This is a genomic window from Bacillus sp. FSL W8-0848 (assembly GCF_038007805.1).
Taxonomy (GTDB): domain Bacteria; phylum Bacillota; class Bacilli; order Bacillales; family Bacillaceae; genus Bacillus; species Bacillus glycinifermentans.
On record NZ_JBBOYB010000002.1, the window covers coordinates 344,574 to 362,777 of the forward strand.

The window sequence follows — 18,204 nt, forward strand, 5'->3', positions numbered from 1 at the left end:
CTCTTTATTTAAATGTATCATAAGCTAAGCTGTATCTTGTACTTAAACTTATGGGGAAAGGGACGCCAAAACTGCCTGCATAAAGATTGAAAAAAGACTCTTGAAAATTCTCCTGAATTGGGGTAAAGTAAAGAACAATCAGAAAATTAAACACTTTCTTATCACGAGAGGTGGAGGGACTGGCCCTTTGAAACCTCAGCAACCTGTTGCACTTGACGATGTCAGTGCACCAAGGTGCTAAATCCAGCAAGCGTTATGCTTGGAAGATAAGAAGAAGCGAATAATACCCCTTCTTCTTATGAAGAAGGGGTTTTTACTTTTTAAAGGATGGTGTCATATGACTGAACATGTACAAACAACACTGGCGCAAATCGGAAACCGCAGTGATGAAATAACAGGAACCGTCAATCCCCCGGTTTATTTCTCCTCCGCTTACAGGCACAGAGGAATCGGAGAATCCACGGGGTTTGACTATATTCGTACAAAAAATCCGACAAGACAGCTTGTCGAAGACGCGATCGCAAAGCTTGAGGGAGGGACGCGCGGCTTTGCGTTCAGCTCCGGCATGGCCGCCATTCAAACGATTATGGCGCTGTTTCAAAGCGGAGACGAACTGATCGTTTCCTCGGATTTGTACGGAGGGACGTACCGCCTGTTTGAAAACGAATGGAAAAAATACGGGCTGCGCTTTTTGTACGACGATTTTTCAGACGAAGACTGTATCAAGTCAAAAATTACGGAAAACACAAAGGCCCTTTTTGTAGAAACTCCGACAAATCCGTTAATGAAGGAAACCGATATCAAAAAAGTCGCGAAAATCGCCAAGGAGCACGACTTGCTGATGATTGTCGACAATACGTTTTACACTCCGGTACTGCAGCGGCCGATTGAACTTGGCGCCGATCTTGTCATTCACAGTGCAACAAAGTACCTCGGCGGACACAACGACCTATTGGCAGGGCTCGTCGTCGCGAAAGGAGAAGAGCTGTCAGAGGAAATGTTTCAGCATCAAAACGCGATCGGCGCGGTTTTGTCCCCGTTTGATTCGTGGCTCTTGATGAGAGGGATGAAAACGCTCGCCCTCAGAATGAAGCAGCACGAGGAAAACGCCCGGGAGCTCGCCTCATTTTTAGAGGAGCAGGAAGAAGTTGCAGACGTTCTTTACCCGGGAAGGGGCGGCATGCTGTCATTCCGCATTCAAAAGGAAGAATGGGTCAACCCGTTTTTGAAAAGCTTGCAAACGATTTGCTTTGCCGAAAGCCTCGGCGGGGTGGAAAGCTTTATCACGTATCCGGCGACGCAGACCCATATGGATATCCCTGAGGACATCCGGATCGCCGGCGGCGTCTGCAACAGGCTGCTGCGCTTTTCCGTCGGAATCGAACACGTATCCGACTTGAAGCATGACCTGAAGCAGGCATTGCAAAAAGTAAAAGAGGAGGCAGTGCAGGCATGACGAAGGGTAACTGGACGCTCGAAACAAAACTCGTACACAACCAGGCGAAAACGGATGCGGCGACCGGAGCAGTCAGTGTGCCGATCCAGCATGCATCGACCTTTCACCAGGCGTCTTTTGACCAGTTTGGCGAATACGATTACAGCCGTTCCGGCACCCCGACGAGAAAAGCGCTTGAAGACGCGATCGCAGAGCTTGAAGGCGGGACGCGCGGCTTTGCTTTTTCTTCGGGAATGGCCGCCATCTCCACCGCCTTTTTGCTTTTGTCAAAAGGGGATCACGTTCTTGTCACCAAAGATGTGTACGGGGGCACATACCGGATGATTACGGAGGTGCTGAGCCGCTTCGGCATTGAGCATACATTCGTCGATATGACCGATCTGAATGAAATTGCCTTAAACATCAAGGAAAACACAAAAGTCATCTACCTTGAAACGCCTTCAAACCCGACGCTCGGGATTACGGATATCAGAGGCGTCGTCAAGCTTGCCAAAGCGCACGGCTGTCTGACATTCCTTGACAACACGTTCATGACTCCGGCGCTTCAGCGGCCGCTTGAGCTCGGGGTTGATGTCGTGCTGCACAGTGCGACAAAATTTTTAAGCGGGCACAGCGACGTCTTATCAGGGCTTGCCGTCGTCAAGGACAAAAAACTCGGCGAAGCGCTTTATAAACTGCAAAATTCGTTCGGAGCTGTTCTCGGCGTCCAGGACTGCTGGCTCGTGCTCAGGGGATTAAAAACGCTCCAGGTCCGCCTTGAAAAAGCAAGCAGAACGGCCCGGCAGCTCGCCGAATTTTTTGAAAAACATCCGGCTGTCAAGCGGGTGTATTATCCAGGACTTTCTTCACATCCGGGCGCCTGTGTGCATAAGCACCAGTCAAACGGCGCCGGGGCGGTGCTCTCATTTGAACTCGAGAATGCCGCAGCCGTCAAAACGCTCGTCGAACATGTCACGCTCCCGGTCTTCGCCGTCAGCTTAGGCGCAGTCGAGTCGATTCTTTCATATCCGGCGAAAATGTCGCATGCCGCAATGCCGAAAGAAGAGCGGGAAAAACGGGGGATTACCGACGGTCTTTTAAGGCTCAGCGTCGGCGTGGAACATGCAGACGACTTACAGGCGGATTTTGCCCACGCCTTGCAAGCCGCATCAGGCACGCTCGCCCATTCGTCATAGCTTTACAGAAAGCCGGGGAAAAACCCCGGCTTCTTTGCCGTTTTCAGAGGCCGGAAAATCAGTTTCCGATCAAGGTCCCGACATATTGCCGATGAGATAGCCGAACACCCCGATGAGCAGGATCGGGGCGACAGCCTTTGGCGATTTCCATCACCGCCGCTGTCGTCAGATCTCCGCCTGATGCGTTGCAGGCTAACAGGATTTCTTCGAGCAGAAAACGGAGCACCTTGCCCGCGGCCAATGAAACGAGTGAGATTCGTCATCACAACGACAAAAACAACCCCCAAAAGAAGCGGGCATTCATTAGAATGATCTGAAGACGGCGGCTGATCCATACAAAATAAACATTTTGAAAAAAAGTAGTTGACGAAACGATATAAACTGCATATAATAGAACTTGTCAGTAAGACAAATACCCAGTGAAACACATCATGATTCCGTAGCTCAGCTGGGAGAGCGCTACCTTGACAGGGTAGAGGTCGCTGGTTCGAGCCCAGTCGGAATCATACGAAAACCCTTGCGCAGCAAGGGTTATTTTTTTCTATTTCTGATAACCTTTTTCAGGTTAATATGTTAAAAGCCCTGAAGAGTATAAAAAAAGAAAATAAACAATACAACAAATGTTACGGCAATGACAACTTCTTTAGTATAGTTTTTGTCATCTTCCTGCTCTTGTCTCCGTTTTCTCACCCTCCATCCTATACTTTTTTTATACCTCTTTTTTCTTTTCATCTTTTGTCACGATTAATCCCTAAATTCACTTTTTTACTCAATTTCCCTTCTGAATAACTGAATTAGAAATGGAAAAGTTATTTTTGTTCATATTCATTCGGGAGGTCGGACTATTGAGAAAAACTTTTTTTGTTGCTTGTATTTGCATCGTGCTCTCATTTCTGAATTCTGTTCATCTGGAAGCTCAGAATATTAACAACAAAGATATGTATGATGCATTTCTCACCTTATTATATCCTTATGCAAGCAAAGTCATTAAACAAAGCTATGGGTTATATGATGCAAAAATAATATCCATTGAACGTGTGAACATGGGGAGAACAGAAGATGAGAAAAGAATAAATGATGGTTCATTCGATTTTATAGTAAAGGTTCAATACAGAACTTTCACTGGTCCTCATCACCCACCTGAAACAATTGAGGAGCTGACCTTTAGAATTAAACCAGATGGTGTGAAATATTGACAAGCAGAGCGGTTTATATAGCGAGGGAGATGCGACGGTTACTTCATTCTGTATGACAACTGTCAGGAAGCGGAACGTATATCGTCCAGGTGTTCTGTTTTAAGAATTCAAAAAAGAAAATCGATTGGAAGCTTTAATTCTGAAAAGGTTCGGATAAAAGAGGGCTTCTCTTGAGATGAAGCCCTCTTTTAAGGCTCTCTAGTACTTGGATACCTCATAGGTCAGACCATTAGACAAGTTCCGTCGTTGTTTTCATTTTTCGAGAAGATGTTATAATGAAAAGCCATGAATTGATTTGAAGAGGGGAGTTTCGATGCATTGCATAACTGCATGCTTAAAAATCAAAAACCTGGGTGAAATAATGAAGGAATTCAAAAAACTTGAGGAAGAAACTAACAAAGAAGAAGGATGTATTAAATTCCATGCTTATCCGCTTGAACCATCAGAACGCAAAATAATGCTTTGGGAGATTTGGGAAAACGAAGAAGCTGTTAAAGCCCATTTCACAAAAAAACACACAAAAAACGTTCAAAAACAAAAAATAACGGAAGTAGAATGGTTAATGAAAAGCAATGTAAATGATTAAAAGGCTCCTTAACATGCGACATTCAATGACTAGAATCAACCACTTGTAGTTAATTGGTAAATTGTTGTCCAACTCTGCCAACAATCAGACATCATCAGATGTCCAACAAAAGGCTCTGAAATAAAAGAGCTGATCAGAATCGAATATACTCGTTCAGAAGGCGACAGGAGAGAGGCCTCTGGCTCTTAGCACGGTCAGTAAAAAGCCATTCTTGAGATTGATCTGCACCCTGTCAAGTAGACAGTGGAAATAACTAAAACACACTAGAAGGCTTTAGCCCTGTATTCCACTGGGCTGAGGCCGTTTAGTTTTTCTTGTAGACGATCGTGGTTGTAAAAGTGGATATATTCATCAATTGCGCTTTGAAGTGCCTCAAATGTCTCGTACGAATTCCGTCTGTATTTCTCGCATTTTAATTTCCCCCAAAACGACTCAATGGGGCCGTTATCAATACAGCGGCCGACGCGGGACATACTCTGTGTCATATTTGCGTTTTCAATCATCCTTCTAAACTGGTGGGACGTGTATTGAAAACCTCTGTCGCTGTGAAGGAGAGGACGTGCGTTTGGGGCTGCCTCAAGCGCTTGGTTCAAGGTTTTAAACACAAGGGCGTTATTATTGGATTTCCCCAGCACATAAGACACGACCATTCCCTCATGAAGATCTAAAATGGCACTGAGGTACGCTTTCCGATGGCCGTATTTTAGCTCTGTCACATCAGTCACCCATTTTTGATTTGGTTTGTCCGCTTTAAACTCTCGATTCAGGATATTTTCGGACACATGTTGAGGCGTCGCTTTGCCGTAACGTTTTTTCTTCCGCCGAATGACACACTCCAGCTTGGCAATTTTCATCAGCCGATAGATGCGCTTATGATTGAGGCGCTCTTTAAAGCGGCGGTTCATGTTTAAGGTCATTCTGCGGTATCCGTAGATACCGCCAATTTGTTCGTGAAGTAGCGCCATTTTGGCGATAATCTTTTCATTCTGTTTTTCTCTCGCTGAAGGTACTCGGCTCCTCCATTTGTAATACCCCTGGCGCGAAACTTCGGCAATCTCACATAACATTTGGACAGAAAAGCCTTCTTTTCGATTCAGCTCTAAAATGGCGAGATATCGATCTTCGTACCGAACCTGACTTAGAACCGCCTCCTTTTGATCTCTTCCAACTTTTTTAAGAACGCATTCTCTGCGCGCAAACGCTCATTTTCCTGTTCCAGCCGTTTGTTTTCCCGTTGAATTTTTTCTTCAGGTGTCAGTTCTTCTTCGGTTTTGCGTTTTCCCCGTGTATCTTTTAAGGCTTCTTCTCCACCTTCTTGATACTTTTTCACCCATTGATACACCTGTTGGTAGGAGACTTGATGAATCTCCATTGATCTGGCGTAGTCCTTTCCATGAGCTAGACAATCCTTCGCAATCTCAATCCGTTCTTCCAATGAAACGTTCTTCCGTTTGGTCATCAAACGATTCCTTCCTCTCCCGCTGTCTTTTAACGTTTTATGACCATTATAAAGCTCAACCCACTTCATGAGTACGGATTTACTGGAAATCTTATATTTTCTCGAGATTTCTCTTTGAGAGTAGCGTCCGGATAAGAAGTCTTTCACGGCATTGTATTTTAATTCTGCGGGATAGAACTTATGGCGCTTTGAACGTTCCAAACTCTCCACACCCGCCATATCATGCGATGTTCTCCATTCACGAATCGTTTCGGCATGAATGCCATATTTTTCTGCGATCTCCTTCACCGAATTATTGCCCTGATCACATTCTGATAGAATATTCAATTTTTCTTCTTTTGAAAACCATTTTCCAGCCATGAAAAAACTCCCCCAAGGCAAACAGATTTTTTTATTTCATCTGTCTACCTTTAGGGGAGCATATCAGATTCGAGAATGGCTTTTTATTTTTTTTCACGATTCAATCGGGGTTAAAAAATCCGACTGTATATGGTCATCTCCCATTAAGTAAATATTTTTTATCTATAAACAAGACCGCCATCAGTCAATATCGCCTGACCAGTAATATAATCCGAATCATCTGAAGCTAAAAAAGACACTAAATTAGCAACATCTTCAGGTGTTTGATATCTTTTTAGAGCAATTTCTGAGGAGAATTTTTCAAAAGCTTCCCCTGGTTTAAGGTCACTGCTGTATTTCACCATTTCTTCATCAATTCTATCCCACATTTTTGTTTTTGCAACGCCAGGACAGTATGCGTTTACAGTTATTTTATATTTTGCCAGCTCTTTAGCGGCTGAATGTGTGAAAGATTTTACAGCATGTTTAGTCGCAGAATATGTGCCAAGCATTTCAAATGATTCGTGACCTGCTATGCTGCAAGCATTAATGATTTTTCCTTTTGTTTCTTGCTGAATAAATTGTTCAGCGGCAGCTTGAGTGCCAAAAACCACGCCATTTACATTAATTTTGAATAATCTATTAAGCTGTTCTTCAGTAATTTCCAAAAATGGAGAAACTGCATCGATACCCGCATTGTTTACAAAAACATCTAAACGGCCAAAGGCATCTACCGATTCTTTAACTAAATTGAATTGATCCTCTCGTTTAGATACATCCCCTTTAACACCGATAACATCAAAGTTCTTTTCTTTTAATTCTGAAACAGTTTCGTTCAGTAATGCTTCATTTATATCATGTAGTACGACACGAAAACCGTCGTGGCATAGTCTCTCCGCTATGCCTTTCCCTAATCCTCCAGCAGAACCGGTAACAATAGCTACTTTTCTCATGGAGATCTCTCCTTTTGTTAGAAAATTATGATAGGTTTTGTCTATTTTAGTATAACAAAACATACGGGACGAGTCCGAAGCAAAGCTAATGTATAACTTGACATTGTTGCTTTGCTGCAATGATTAAGTATCTCTCTTTGTTTAACAACAAAAAAGAGGCGCGTTTTTTATCTGATCGCCATTTTTGCTCCTTTTTTAGCTTACTCAAGGCATCAATGTACGATTTCTTTTTATCCCGCGTATAGTTTAATGATGAAAACAAAGTTAACTTGGCAAGAAACCTTCGTTAGGCAATTGCACAATTATCCATAGACAATCTGCAAGAACGCAAACAGTCAAATACAATCTTAATAATATAAAAAAGGAGTGATAGGCTTGTTTCATCGTCAATATCCTGTACCCGCATATTCCTATCCTATAAACCCGTCTTTTCCCATAAACCCATATCCCGTTTATGCCAGTGGCCGTCCGTGTCCCGTATTGCCTCCCGGGGCCTGCCAATATATATTGAATGATGAAGGTTATTGTGAATTGGTTTGTATCCAGTAGAAGCATGCTCTTTAAATGAGGAGTATTGCAGCTTTCCGCCAGTGATCAGCTATCGGTGAAGGCAAAATTGCGTATGTGACCCACAAGGGGCTGCAGCCCTTGCCTCTACAAACGCCGAGGAAGCGCTGCCCATATATGATATCGATCATATAAACCACTAATAAAAATATTTTCAATAGAAACTGAACAAATGGCAGCCTTTATGAATCCTCGCATGCCGATGGAAATGGCGAAAGCGTTGGCTTCATTTCGATACCGCGCGGCAAAAGAGAAGCGTGCTCAGACGTCTACAGCAGTTCAAGAGTTGACTTGCAATTCTCCGACAAGCTTGAAGCAGTTTTAGAAGAGAATACTCGAAGGCGCTTTGCTGCTCGCATCTATCAAAGTAAAAATGCAATTGATAATGCAAGAAAGACAGACAGTTCCTAAAAAAGAACCTGTCTGTCTTCTGCTTACCCTTTTAAAAGAAATTCGTTGCCGTCTTCATCGCTGAATTGCACGTATGTGCCCCATTGCATTTCCTGCGGCTCTCCTTTAAACTCCACTCCATTCGCTTTCATCTTTTTATATGTTTCGAGAACATGATCGCATTCAAATACGATGGATGCTCTCATATTTTCAGAGCCTTTCATCATTGCCTTCGGGTAAATGACTAAACGAGTCTGGGCATTTTGCGGGGCGACTTCAAGCCAAAATGCTTCCGGTCCCATCGGGTGTTCTGCCACAACGTCAAAGCCTGCTTTGTTGGTCCAAAAATCCTTCGCCTTTTGTTGATCCTCAACGTATACTGCAACAGTTCCTACATTCGTGATCATCAGAAATTCCTCCTTCAATCAATGTCAATTCCTATAGTAGTAAAATCCGCTTTATTCATCTTGTAAAAAAACGACGTTCTCCTGGTTGTTGTGTCTTAGGTTCTTTTTTTCTAATATCCAGTTTTTATACTCTTTCGGAGTCAGACCTATACATTCTTTAAAGTCTTTTGAAAAATGAGCATAGTCATAGTAGCCGAATTCGTGCATACAATCATGAAGGTCTATTTCGGGAGCGAAAAATATCTTCAACCGGACTTGATTAAACCTCGCTACTTTGCTGAGCTTTTTTGGAGACAGACCCGTCAGCTCCACTACTTTTCGTTCAAATTGCCTTTGAGAATAATGACTCCTTGAAACCAAAGTTTGTATGTCTTGTTGAACAGGGAATTCATATAATTCAGTTAAAATTCGAATAAAATGTTTATCAACAAAATGGTTTTGCTTGAATGTATCTAACATAAATTCATGAAGTAGCGTCATTCCTTCTTCTATTTCAACGCCCTTTAATCGGCTCTCCATTTGTTCAATGATGCTTTGTTTAAATAGTGAGTCAAGAGGCAAAAATTTGTCCCTCAGTTCCTTTATATCTGTATCAACCCAAAACTTTAACCCCCAAGGTTTTAGACGAATGCCGAATAAGCGGATGTTGCCGTGTGCGGTTAATCGATGGTAATGCGTTAATGACCCTATTAAAAAAGAAGTATCCATTAATTGATTTTGAACTTTGTACTTTGTGCCAAAATGAAAAATCATTTCATAGCATCCATCCGGCTAAAGTACTTCCTCATTGTCGGATTCATCATATTCCCTATTTAAATACCAGAAGCATTTGATATACGGTTCTAATGCAGCTGGCGGTTTTTTCTCTTCATACCTCATTTGTTTTGCTCCATTATGTAATGATCGTTATTCCGAATTATTATAATCCATTCTCTTCTATAAGATCTTTCACTTTAAAATATTTTTATTTTATCCAGCCTTACTTGTCCTGAAAAAGCTCTGCAAATTGAATATGAAGGAGGAAACGTAAAGGAGAACGACTGGGAAGCAATCTCGTTTAGGTTGGCAAGCCGGCAAATCAAAAATCCAAAACTTTATTCATTCGTATTCCGGGCGCGGAAAACTCACCTCGAGGGGAACCAGCATGAATCGCGTATGACAGTTATCCATGCATTGATGATGAGCGATCATTAGCCGGTCGAACTCAGGCTGTTCATCGGATGGGATGATCTGACTCCGGCTGCAGGAAATGCCTTACATACGGGAAATAAAAATGTTGCGATTTATACAGAAAAAAATGGTTTGAAAAGTTGACGGCCTTTTTTGCGACTACATATAGCATATCCCCCAGATTTCTTTATTATTATGGAAAATCCTTCATCATACTGGAATTTCCTTACATCGTTTTTGGCATTAAGAAAATCATAAAGGATGTGATCAATTAAAAAGGAGGATTTTTTTCTGATGACCAAAAATAATCAACAACAAAATCAGCAAAAGCAAAAACAAAAGCATGCCCAAATGCTTGGGGCGAATATTACGGATACTGAGCTTGCCCAAGAACTCGGCAGCCTTCAGCAGCAGCTTGCTCAATTAGAGCAAAATGTATCCCAGCTTGGAATGTCTCAACAACAAAGCGGCCAGGCTCAGCAAGGTTCTCAAACGAATCAGGGAATCAATCAATTAAAGCAGCAAATTCAGCAATTCAGTTCTCAATCTCAGCAGCAAATGCAGCAGACTGATCAACAAATTCAGCAAAACATCCAGCAGGCTGTTCAACAGCTTAATCAAGCTCTTCAAGGGATTCAAACCAATCAGGCGATGAACCAAATGAGCCAAGCTCTTCAACAGGCTCAACAGTCATTCAGCCAACAGGGCAGCAAGGTCAACAAGGGCAGCAAAAGCAGCAAAACCAACAGGCATCGCAATAAAGTCTTAAAGCCCTTTTCTGGAAAGAGAGGGCTTTTTTGATTATCGTTCAATTTGAAAAAAATGGATCGGATAGAATGCGGAAAGTAATTCATTCTACATGTAGATACATCAATTTTACAAGCGAAGGAGGAAGAAAACATGACTGTCGTCAATCAAGTGAAACAGGCCATTGCAAGTCTGAAAAGCGCCCAGGCCAGCTTTGAAACATTTTCATTGAATACTGATAATCAGAATGCAAAGCAGCTTTATCAGCAAGCTGCTCAACAAACCCAGACGCTTGTTGATTCGCTTGAACCGCGTCTTCAGCAAATTCAACAAGAAGAGCCTCAATATAAACAGCAGTAGGTTGAAAAAGGTTGGTGAAGTGCCAACCTTTTTCTATAAACACATGCGATAAGGAATGAGAATGACGACCCTTTGAGAGATCAAGGGGTTTTTTTGACCCGCAGCATTCACCTATATTTAACCGCCCGAGTATCTTATTGTGAAAAGACGTTTTATGGAGGGGAATGGCGTGGGCTATTTTGTTGAAGTCGAATCAGGGGTTCATTTATATGTGGAGGATATAAATCCTGAAAGCAGCGAAGCGGTCGTTTTTTTGCATGGCTGGCCGTTAAGCCATAAGCAATTTGAGTATCAGTTTAACGTTCTGCCGGCACAAGGATACCGCTGCATAGGCATTGACTGGAGGGGGTTCGGACATTCGGATAAGCCGATGGACGGCTACCGTTACAACCGCTTGGCTGATGACATCCGCATTGTGGTTGATGCCCTTCAGTTAGACAGCTTCATACTTGCCGGCCATTCTACAGGGGGATCTATCGCGATCAGGTATATGTCCCGGCACAAAGGCCACGGCGTTTCAAAACTCGTCCTGATCGACGCTGCAGCTCCTGTAGGCTTTACGAAAGAGAATGCTGACCATTTGCTTAACACAGCGCTAAATGACCGACCGAAGATGATGCGAGAAGTAACGGAAACGTTTTTTTTTCAATATATCACACAACCATTCTCAGACTGGTTTTTTCATCTCGGCTTACAGGCAGCGGGATGGTCGACCAAAGCTGTCATCGTTATGCTGAGGGATGAGAAGCTGTATGCCGATTTGCCGAAAATATCTGTTCCTACTTTAATCATTCACGGCGTTCATGACAAAGTCATTCCGTTTGCACAAGCCTGCGAGCTGCATCAAAACATAAGGAATTCAGAGCTCGTTCCGTTTCAATACAGCGGCCACGGGCCTTTCTGGGAAGAGCGGGAAAAATTCAACCGGATCTTGACGCAGTTTGCTTAGATGATTAAAGAAAGTCTTTAACGTTTGAGGCAATTTGTAGGATAATATCAACGACATCTAAAAAAGAAAACAAAGCCGTTTTTGCTTTGCTGAAAAATCGGCATTCGTACGAATGAATAGCAGATCAGCATTAGTCTATTTTACAAACGCATATTCATAGCTTGAACGAATTCATGACAAAACGTTTGGATGAACCGGTCACAAATGGTGAACGACGCGAATTGATGACAGCTGCATCGAAATGATGACAAAAAGGCCTGCTTCCGAAAGAGGGGGCGATTCATAGAATCATTGAAAGCAGCGGCGGTTTTTGAAGAGGAATGACTGGATGCAAAGGGAGGGGAAGACAGAATCATTCTCACTCCAAAATGAAGTAAAAATCGAGGAAAAGATATGAAAAAGTTTTACAAACGATTACTGTATGGATCTATTTTCTTATGTATCATAGGAGGAATCATCGCCGGCTTTCTCGAAGAGGGGATGAAAAAAGGAGATGAACTGAAACTCGGCACATCGATTTACGGTGCTGACACGATTGAAAATTGGAAGGAAGCCAAGAAAAAAGGGAGATTTACTGTATTTAACGAAGATGGCGTCACCATAAAATCAATCCCGAGGTATCAACGGGTAAAAACCGTGAAGCTCATCAATAAAGAGGACATGGCTTTGCTGGAAATACTGGACGGCGCTTATAAAGGAACAAAATGGTGGGTGAAAAAGTCGGATATAAAAAAGGAAAAAAGCACAACCGGCAGCCATACTCATAAATTCCGAAAAACGAGCCACAGCCACCATCATTGATGTATAAGAGTGAAGAGAATACACCCTCTCGTTTTAGATGGATGATTACATATAGTCAGGTTATAGGAGGTTTATCATGACTGAAGATTTTTATTGTGATGAAGTGCTGAGCGGGAAAACAAAGGTCAATAAAGTGATGGAAACCGAGAATGTACTAGCCTATTATCATACAAGACCTTTTTATCCTGTTCATATTGTGGCCATCCCTAAGAAGCATATCCCTTCTTTGATCACGTTGGAAGAAGAGGATCAAGAATTATTACTCGAATTACTGGATGTTATTAAAAAAGTGGCTCAAATGGTGACGGAAGAAAACGGTGCTTGCAGAGTGATCACAAATTTGGGCGCCTACCAGGATTCAAAACATCTTCATTGGCATATCGTTTCAGGAAAACCTTTGAGATAAAAATACGCTATTTGGCGCGTGGTTGTACGCGCTGCACACTTAGCCCGCACGGATGGAAAAAAGTTATACAATCGGCCGGAACCGGTTTTTCTTTATTTAACAAGCTATTACAGAGGATTTTTTCCTCTGTTTTTTATTGCGGGGCATACCGATGGCGAACGGCATGAAGATTAACGGGCCATCGCCTCCCATCGGTCCGGATCCATGAGTGAGAGTCGCACATGAAAAATGATATCGTCTGCACTGAAAGTTTCCTACAGGGGGGATAAATGTTGACTCAATATTTTGTGAAACGACATTTGAATCAAAGCTTTGATCACGGTTTGATTCCTCAATTGCTCTATATTTGCAATGTTGGCGATACCCATACAAGATTACCCCGAACGATGCACATGCACGATGATGTGATAGAAATCATTTTTATAAAAGAGGGGAATGGCACGCATATCATTGACGGCCGTAAATACCGCATTATGAAAGGTGATATTTTAATATATAATAACGGTGTTCTTCACGATGAATACGCTGAATCTGAAGCGGATATGAGCGTTTTTTGCTGCGGCATTACGAATGTGAAAGTGCCCGGCTTGCCGAGAAATCATTTGGTTTCCGGCGAACATTCATGCGTGCTGCACAGCGGGGAGCATAGATCGGATATTGAATCATTGCTGGAGATGATGTATTTGCAAATCTCTGAAGAAAAACCCGGTGCAGAGGAGATTTGCAGCTACCTTCTTTGCGCATTGATTGCGATCATTTTGCAGATTCCAAAGGAAAACGCAGCACTATCAAAATCAGAAGAATCAGAATTGACAAACGTAATTAAAGCCTATATTGATGAGCATTATTCCGAGGATATCACGCTGCAATTGCTGTCGCAAAAATTCCACATCAGCTCATATTATTTGGTTCATGCTTTTAAGAAATCCACCGGCTTTTCGCCCATTCAATATATTATCCGACGCCGAATCGGGGAAGCGCAGTCGCTGCTTATTAACACAAATGACAGCGTGACAAAGATTGCCGGCACGGTTGGCTATGATAATATGAGCTACTTTACGACCCTTTTTTCTAAAATCGTTGGCATATCTCCGAAAAAATACCGCCAGCACTGGACGAAAAACAAGTCTTCCAAAAACTAAAGTCCGTCAAACAAGATCGTGAACATTTTCGGTCGAAATAGCAGAAAAAGCTGCTTAAATAAAACAAGAATATGAAAGCGTTTCACTTAAGCCGGGCTTAAAATAAAAGTATCGGTTTTGGAGGTGTTTCAAGTGAGTATGAAAATTTCCGGAGCCCCGTGCTGCTGGGGTGTCGACGATCCGAAGAACCCTTTTCTGCCGCCGTGGGAACAGGTTCTCTCAGAGGCATCACAAGCGGGATTCGACGGGATTGAATTAGGACCGTATGGATATGTGCCAATGGATGTCAAGAGGGTTCAAGCAGAGCTATCTAAACACGATTTGACCATCATTGCGGGAACCATTTTTGATGATCTCGTATCAGAGAGCAACGTAGAAAAGCTATTGCATCAGGTCGACGATATTTGTTCATTAATTACGAAGCTGCCGCGTTCGCCGCTGAAAGACGAAATCCCGTTTCCGCCTCCGTATTTGGTCATCATCGATTGGGGGCATGAGGAAAGGGATTATCACGCAGGGCATCCCGATCAAGCCAAAAGGCTGTCTGAAAAGGATTGGAGCAAGATGATGCGGCATATCGCTGCTCTTTCAGAACGGGCGTGGAACCGCTATAGGGTGCGGCCGGTCATCCACCCGCACGCCGGCGGTTATATCGAATTTGAAGACGAGATTAAGAAATTGCTGGAGGACATCCCGTATGAAACGGCAGGGCTCTGCCTTGATACCGGGCACCTGTACTATTCGAAAATGGACCCGGCCCAGTGGCTAAGAGACTGTGCAGACCGGCTTATTATCTTCATTTTAAAGATATTGATCCCGATATGTATCAACAGATGATGGGCAAACGAATCCGCTTCTTTGACGCCTGCGCAAAAGGAGTGATGTGTCCAATCGGTAAGGGAATCATCGATTACGGCTCGATTTATTCTTTATTGAAAGAAATCAATTATCGCGGATATATCACGATTGAGCAGGAGCGCGACCCGAGAACCTGCGCTTCGAGTTTACTTGATGTAAAACAAAGCATTGACTATGTAAAGAATATCGGTTTTTAGATGACGGCAAAAGGAGGAATGAAAGATGATTCAAGGTGAAAAAAATGTTGAGCAGCCGATACGCTGGGCGATGATAGGCGGGGGACGCGGAAGCCAAATCGGCTACATTCACCGTTCATCTGCGCTTCGCGACCATAATTTTGAATTGGTGGCCGGCGCCTTCGATATCAATCCAAATCGCGGAAAAGACTTTGGCGTCAATTTGCACGTTGAACCTGAGAGGTGCTATGCCGGCTACAAGGAAATGTTTGAAAAGGAAGCAAAACGGGAAGACGGTATTCAGGCTGTTTCAATCGCAACGCCAAATGGCACGCATTATGAAATGACGAAAGCGGCTCTTTATGCAGGCCTGCATGTTATATGTGAGAAGCCGCTGTGCTTTACGGTGAAGGAAGCAATCGAACTGGAAAAGCTCGCGAAAAACAAACAGCTGGTGGTCGGCATTACATATGGATACGCAGGACACCAGATGATTGAACAAGCCCGCCAGATGATTGAAAACGGAGAATTAGGTGACATTCGCATCGTAAACATGCAATTTGCACACGGTTTCCATTCCGCACCCGTAGAAGCGGCAAATGCCAGTACGAAATGGCGCGTTGATCCGAAAATGGCGGGTCCGAGCTATGTTTTGGGGGATTTGGGAACACATCCGCTATATTTATCAAAGGTTATGCTGCCAAACTTCAAAATAAAAAAACTGATGTGTACACGCCAAAGCTTTGTAAAAAGCCGGGCGCCGCTCGAGGACAATGCATATACCATCATGGAATATGAAAACGGTGCTATCGGGACGGTGTGGTCTTTTTGCGTGAATGCCGGTTCTATGCACGGGCAGAAGATTCGGGTTATAGGTTCAAAAGCCAGCATCGAATGGTGGGATGAACATCCGAATCAGCTAAGGTATGAAGTTCAGGGTAAACCGGCCATGATATTAGACCGCGGCATGAATTATCTTTATCCGGAAGCGCTGGCAGACGACCGGATAGGAGGAGGCCATCCTGAGGGCTTGTTCGAAGCGTGGTCAAATTTGTACACCCGGTTTGCCAAAGCCATCGCTGCGGCCGAGCGCAGAGATTGGCGCGAAGACCTTTGGTACCCGGGAATTGAGGCGGGAGTAGAAGGCGTCAGGTGGGTTGAGAACTGTGTACGATCTGCAGATAACGGCGCTGTGTGGGTTGAATACCAATGAGAAAAGGCGCGAAGGAAACAAAAAACCTTACGACCTGCCGATCGTAAGGTTTTTTCGTTACATTTCTTTGGATGCAGCGGCTTCCGCTTGCGATTCCTGGAGTTCTTGATTCATTTTTTTGGCATCTTCCAAATACTCGGTTCTGAATCCGCTCTTAACCGCCCAAGTGTAAAAACCTAAGGAAACAACGGCGATCAACAGCATGTCCCAGCCGTAATGAACCACATTTAAGCCGCCGAATTTGTCGCTGCCCAAGAAAGAAATGAGCATCATCGCCAACAGGTAGAAAGCCATCCACATGCCGGCTTTGAAATGCTTGCCAAAGCCTTTCCAGCTTGCTTTTGCCTGATAGTAGAAATAAACGGGCAGACCGATCAGGATAATGAATAAAACTTGTCCTGTCAGCGGCCAGCGCGCCCAGTACAAGACAAGCGACGCGAAAATAAATCCAAGCGGCGCGATTATGCTTAATCCTTTCAGGCGCAGCGGTCTGTGTAAATCGTGTCCAGTCCGTCTCAACGTCATGACGGTCACAGGACCTGTAACATAAGAAATCAATGTTGCAACTGAGATGACTTCTGCCAAGGTACCCCAGCCTCTAAATAAAAACAGGAAGATAAACGATACAATCAGGTTGAAAATCATCGCCTGGCGCGGTACGCCATAGATCGGATGAAGTTTGCCCAATATGCTAGGCAGGTATTTGTTCTTTTCCATTCCGTAAATCATCCGCGATGTTGTCGCCGTATATGTGATGCCTGTTCCCGACGGGGAAACAAAAGCGTCTGCATACAGAACCAAGACGAGCCAGTTAATATTTAAAGCGATTGCCAAATCTGCAAATGGAGAGTTGAAATTCAAATGGCTCCATCCGTTTACAATCATCGAAGGGTTAACAGATCCGATAAATGCGACTTGCAGCAGCACATAGATCACGGTGGCGACCAAAATAGATCCGATCACGGCAATCGGAATCGAACGCCCGGGGGTTTTCGCCTCGCCCGCCATGTTAACCGGGCTTTGAAATCCGTTAAATGCAAACACGATACCTGACGTTGCCACGGCAGTCAGCACACTTGCCCATCCGTTTGGCGCCATGCTTTCGCCGGCAGTGAAATTGCCGCTGTGAAAACCGGCAAATAAAAGAGCGCCAATCGTAAGACCCGGAATCACGATTTTAAAGACGGTAATAAACGTGTTAGCCTTGGAAAACAGGCTGACCGTCCAATAATTTAATAAAAAGTAGATGATGAGTAAAACAGAAGCAATGGCCAGCCCTTCAATCGTCAGCTGTCCTTTATCGACCAAACGGCTTGTCCATTTTGCCCATTCCCAAGGCCAGGAGCTCATATATTGAACAGAAGCGACAGCCTCTACCGGAATAACGGATACAATCGCGATCCAGTTCGCCCACGCAGAAATGAATCCGACAAATGAACCGTGGGAATATTGCGTATATTTCACCATTCCTCCCGCTTCCGGAAACATCGCACCAAGCTCACTGTAAGACAGTGCGATAAACAATATGACAATCATTCCGATAATCCACGAAAATATAGCGGCCGGACCTGCGATCTGCGCGGCTCTCCACGCTCCGAACAGCCAGCCTGAGCCGATCATTGAACCAAGACCGACCATCATAAGTGAAAACGTTCCCATCTTTCGTTGTAAATTCATATTGATGTCACCCTTCATGTCGTGTAATAAAATATAACATTCATTTTCATTATTATCTTTCGAAATCTTCTGCCTTGTCAATATCTTTTTTTTTGGATGAAGAAACATGATCATTTCGAAGCCCGAAAAATAACTGAAGGGAAGCGATTTGAGGGGAATTTTAGTATATCAATATAT

At 43.6% G+C, this 18,204-nt stretch carries 17 protein-coding genes, 1 tRNA gene, 2 pseudogenes and 1 riboswitch; of the genes and pseudogenes, 14 read left to right on the plus strand and 6 right to left on the minus strand.

Annotation, left to right across the window (positions count from 1 at the left end; translation table 11 throughout):
* The first annotated feature begins 155 nt into the window (after positions 1-155).
* Positions 156-273, plus strand: a riboswitch (SAM riboswitch).
* Positions 274-337: 64 nt separating this feature from the next.
* The 5 genes and pseudogenes from NSQ39_RS22540 (at position 338) to NSQ39_RS22570 (ending at position 4,413) form a co-directional block, all read left to right on the plus strand.
* Complete coding sequence (locus tag NSQ39_RS22540; protein ID WP_175076124.1) at positions 338-1,456, plus strand: methionine biosynthesis PLP-dependent protein; 1,119 nt, start codon at positions 338-340, stop codon at positions 1,454-1,456.
* A complete protein-coding gene (metC, locus tag NSQ39_RS22545) occupies positions 1,453-2,631 on the plus strand; it encodes a cystathionine beta-lyase (RefSeq protein WP_175076123.1) in 1,179 nt (392 codons plus the stop codon). The genes NSQ39_RS22540 and metC overlap by 4 nt, the downstream gene beginning before the upstream one ends.
* Before the next feature lie 433 nt (positions 2,632-3,064).
* Positions 3,065-3,137, plus strand: a tRNA-Val gene (locus NSQ39_RS22555).
* Positions 3,138-3,476: 339 nt separating this feature from the next.
* A complete protein-coding gene (locus tag NSQ39_RS22565; protein ID WP_046131168.1) occupies positions 3,477-3,827 on the plus strand; it encodes a DUF3888 domain-containing protein in 351 nt (116 codons plus the stop codon).
* 275 nt (positions 3,828-4,102) lie between these two features.
* Positions 4,103-4,413 (plus strand): annotated as a pseudogene (locus NSQ39_RS22570) (putative quinol monooxygenase).
* Between the two features lie 263 nt (positions 4,414-4,676).
* On the opposite strand, the gene NSQ39_RS22575 reads toward NSQ39_RS22570, so the two are convergent.
* The 5 genes and pseudogenes from NSQ39_RS22575 to NSQ39_RS22595 form a co-directional block, all read right to left on the minus strand.
* Positions 4,677-6,232 (minus strand): IS3 family transposase gene (locus tag NSQ39_RS22575; RefSeq protein WP_341017483.1). Its coding sequence is split into 2 segments (ribosomal slippage): positions 4,677-5,575 and positions 5,575-6,232, totalling 1,557 coding nucleotides; the frame shifts between segments, so codons are not numbered across the junction.
* Between the two features lie 158 nt (positions 6,233-6,390).
* Positions 6,391-7,164 (minus strand): acetoin reductase, encoded by a 774-nt coding sequence (locus NSQ39_RS22580; RefSeq protein WP_046131166.1) that lies wholly within the window; start codon positions 7,162-7,164, stop codon positions 6,391-6,393.
* 1,001 nt (positions 7,165-8,165) lie between these two features.
* Positions 8,166-8,528 (minus strand): VOC family protein, encoded by a 363-nt coding sequence (locus NSQ39_RS22585; protein ID WP_046131165.1) that lies wholly within the window; start codon positions 8,526-8,528, stop codon positions 8,166-8,168.
* Between the two features lie 51 nt (positions 8,529-8,579).
* Positions 8,580-9,047 (minus strand): helix-turn-helix domain-containing protein, encoded by a 468-nt coding sequence (locus NSQ39_RS22590; RefSeq protein ID WP_341017590.1) that lies wholly within the window; start codon positions 9,045-9,047, stop codon positions 8,580-8,582.
* A 51-nt stretch (positions 9,048-9,098) separates the two neighbouring features.
* Positions 9,099-9,287, minus strand: a pseudogene (locus tag NSQ39_RS22595) (DUF6597 domain-containing transcriptional factor); the annotation flags it as partial.
* 705 nt (positions 9,288-9,992) lie between these two features.
* Here NSQ39_RS22595 and NSQ39_RS22600 point away from each other — a divergent pair.
* The 9 genes from NSQ39_RS22600 (at position 9,993) to NSQ39_RS22640 (ending at position 16,350) form a co-directional block, all read left to right on the plus strand.
* Positions 9,993-10,499 (plus strand): hypothetical protein, encoded by a 507-nt coding sequence (locus NSQ39_RS22600; RefSeq protein ID WP_373688023.1) that lies wholly within the window; start codon positions 9,993-9,995, stop codon positions 10,497-10,499.
* Positions 10,500-10,598: 99 nt separating this feature from the next.
* Entirely contained in the window at positions 10,599-10,805 is a 207-nt protein-coding gene (locus NSQ39_RS22605; RefSeq protein ID WP_046131163.1) for a DUF1657 domain-containing protein, read from the plus strand.
* 169 nt (positions 10,806-10,974) lie between these two features.
* Complete coding sequence (locus tag NSQ39_RS22610; RefSeq protein WP_175077607.1) at positions 10,975-11,754, plus strand: alpha/beta fold hydrolase; 780 nt, start codon at positions 10,975-10,977, stop codon at positions 11,752-11,754.
* A gap of 393 nt (positions 11,755-12,147) precedes the next feature.
* A complete protein-coding gene (locus tag NSQ39_RS22615; RefSeq protein WP_046131162.1) occupies positions 12,148-12,555 on the plus strand; it encodes a hypothetical protein in 408 nt (135 codons plus the stop codon).
* 76 nt (positions 12,556-12,631) lie between these two features.
* Entirely contained in the window at positions 12,632-12,961 is a 330-nt protein-coding gene (locus NSQ39_RS22620) for an HIT domain-containing protein (protein ID WP_175077608.1), read from the plus strand.
* Positions 12,962-13,233: 272 nt separating this feature from the next.
* The gene (locus tag NSQ39_RS22625; RefSeq protein WP_175077609.1) at positions 13,234-14,103 is read left to right on the plus strand and encodes a helix-turn-helix transcriptional regulator; all 870 of its coding nucleotides are present in this window, start codon (positions 13,234-13,236) and stop codon (positions 14,101-14,103) included.
* 138 nt (positions 14,104-14,241) lie between these two features.
* Complete coding sequence (locus NSQ39_RS22630) at positions 14,242-14,940, plus strand: sugar phosphate isomerase/epimerase family protein (RefSeq protein ID WP_272901922.1); 699 nt, start codon at positions 14,242-14,244, stop codon at positions 14,938-14,940.
* Complete coding sequence (locus NSQ39_RS22635; RefSeq protein ID WP_419761782.1) at positions 14,925-15,158, plus strand: sugar phosphate isomerase/epimerase family protein; 234 nt, start codon at positions 14,925-14,927, stop codon at positions 15,156-15,158. The genes NSQ39_RS22630 and NSQ39_RS22635 overlap by 16 nt, the downstream gene beginning before the upstream one ends.
* Before the next feature lie 25 nt (positions 15,159-15,183).
* A complete protein-coding gene (locus NSQ39_RS22640; protein ID WP_175077610.1) occupies positions 15,184-16,350 on the plus strand; it encodes a Gfo/Idh/MocA family protein in 1,167 nt (388 codons plus the stop codon).
* A 57-nt stretch (positions 16,351-16,407) separates the two neighbouring features.
* Here the strand turns inward: NSQ39_RS22640 and NSQ39_RS22645 are convergent, their stop codons facing one another.
* Positions 16,408-18,045, minus strand: coding sequence for an APC family permease (locus NSQ39_RS22645; RefSeq protein ID WP_373688026.1), 1,638 nt, complete (start codon positions 18,043-18,045; stop codon positions 16,408-16,410).
* Between the last annotated feature and the right edge of the window lie 159 nt (positions 18,046-18,204).

What these genes read in the sequence shown, in the direction of transcription:
- NSQ39_RS22600 (WP_373688023.1), top strand. Translation starts at nt 9,993, where the DNA reads ATGACCAAAAATAATCAACAACAAAATCAGCAAAAGCAAAAACAAAAG.
- NSQ39_RS22635 (WP_419761782.1), top strand. Translation starts at nt 14,925, where the DNA reads ATGTATCAACAGATGATGGGCAAACGAATCCGCTTCTTTGACGCCTGC.
- NSQ39_RS22605 (WP_046131163.1), top strand. Translation starts at nt 10,599, where the DNA reads ATGACTGTCGTCAATCAAGTGAAACAGGCCATTGCAAGTCTGAAAAGC.
- NSQ39_RS22645 (WP_373688026.1), bottom strand. Translation starts at nt 18,045, where the DNA reads ATGAAGGGTGACATCAATATGAATTTACAACGAAAGATGGGAACGTTT.
- NSQ39_RS22620 (WP_175077608.1), top strand. Translation starts at nt 12,632, where the DNA reads ATGACTGAAGATTTTTATTGTGATGAAGTGCTGAGCGGGAAAACAAAG.
- NSQ39_RS22615 (WP_046131162.1), top strand. Translation starts at nt 12,148, where the DNA reads ATGAAAAAGTTTTACAAACGATTACTGTATGGATCTATTTTCTTATGT.
- NSQ39_RS22640 (WP_175077610.1), top strand. Translation starts at nt 15,184, where the DNA reads ATGATTCAAGGTGAAAAAAATGTTGAGCAGCCGATACGCTGGGCGATG.
- NSQ39_RS22540 (WP_175076124.1), top strand. Translation starts at nt 338, where the DNA reads ATGACTGAACATGTACAAACAACACTGGCGCAAATCGGAAACCGCAGT.
- NSQ39_RS22580 (WP_046131166.1), bottom strand. Translation starts at nt 7,164, where the DNA reads ATGAGAAAAGTAGCTATTGTTACCGGTTCTGCTGGAGGATTAGGGAAA.
- metC (WP_175076123.1), top strand. Translation starts at nt 1,453, where the DNA reads ATGACGAAGGGTAACTGGACGCTCGAAACAAAACTCGTACACAACCAG.
- NSQ39_RS22590 (WP_341017590.1), bottom strand. Translation starts at nt 9,047, where the DNA reads ATGGAGAGCCGATTAAAGGGCGTTGAAATAGAAGAAGGAATGACGCTA.
- NSQ39_RS22585 (WP_046131165.1), bottom strand. Translation starts at nt 8,528, where the DNA reads ATGATCACGAATGTAGGAACTGTTGCAGTATACGTTGAGGATCAACAA.
- NSQ39_RS22630 (WP_272901922.1), top strand. Translation starts at nt 14,242, where the DNA reads ATGAAAATTTCCGGAGCCCCGTGCTGCTGGGGTGTCGACGATCCGAAG.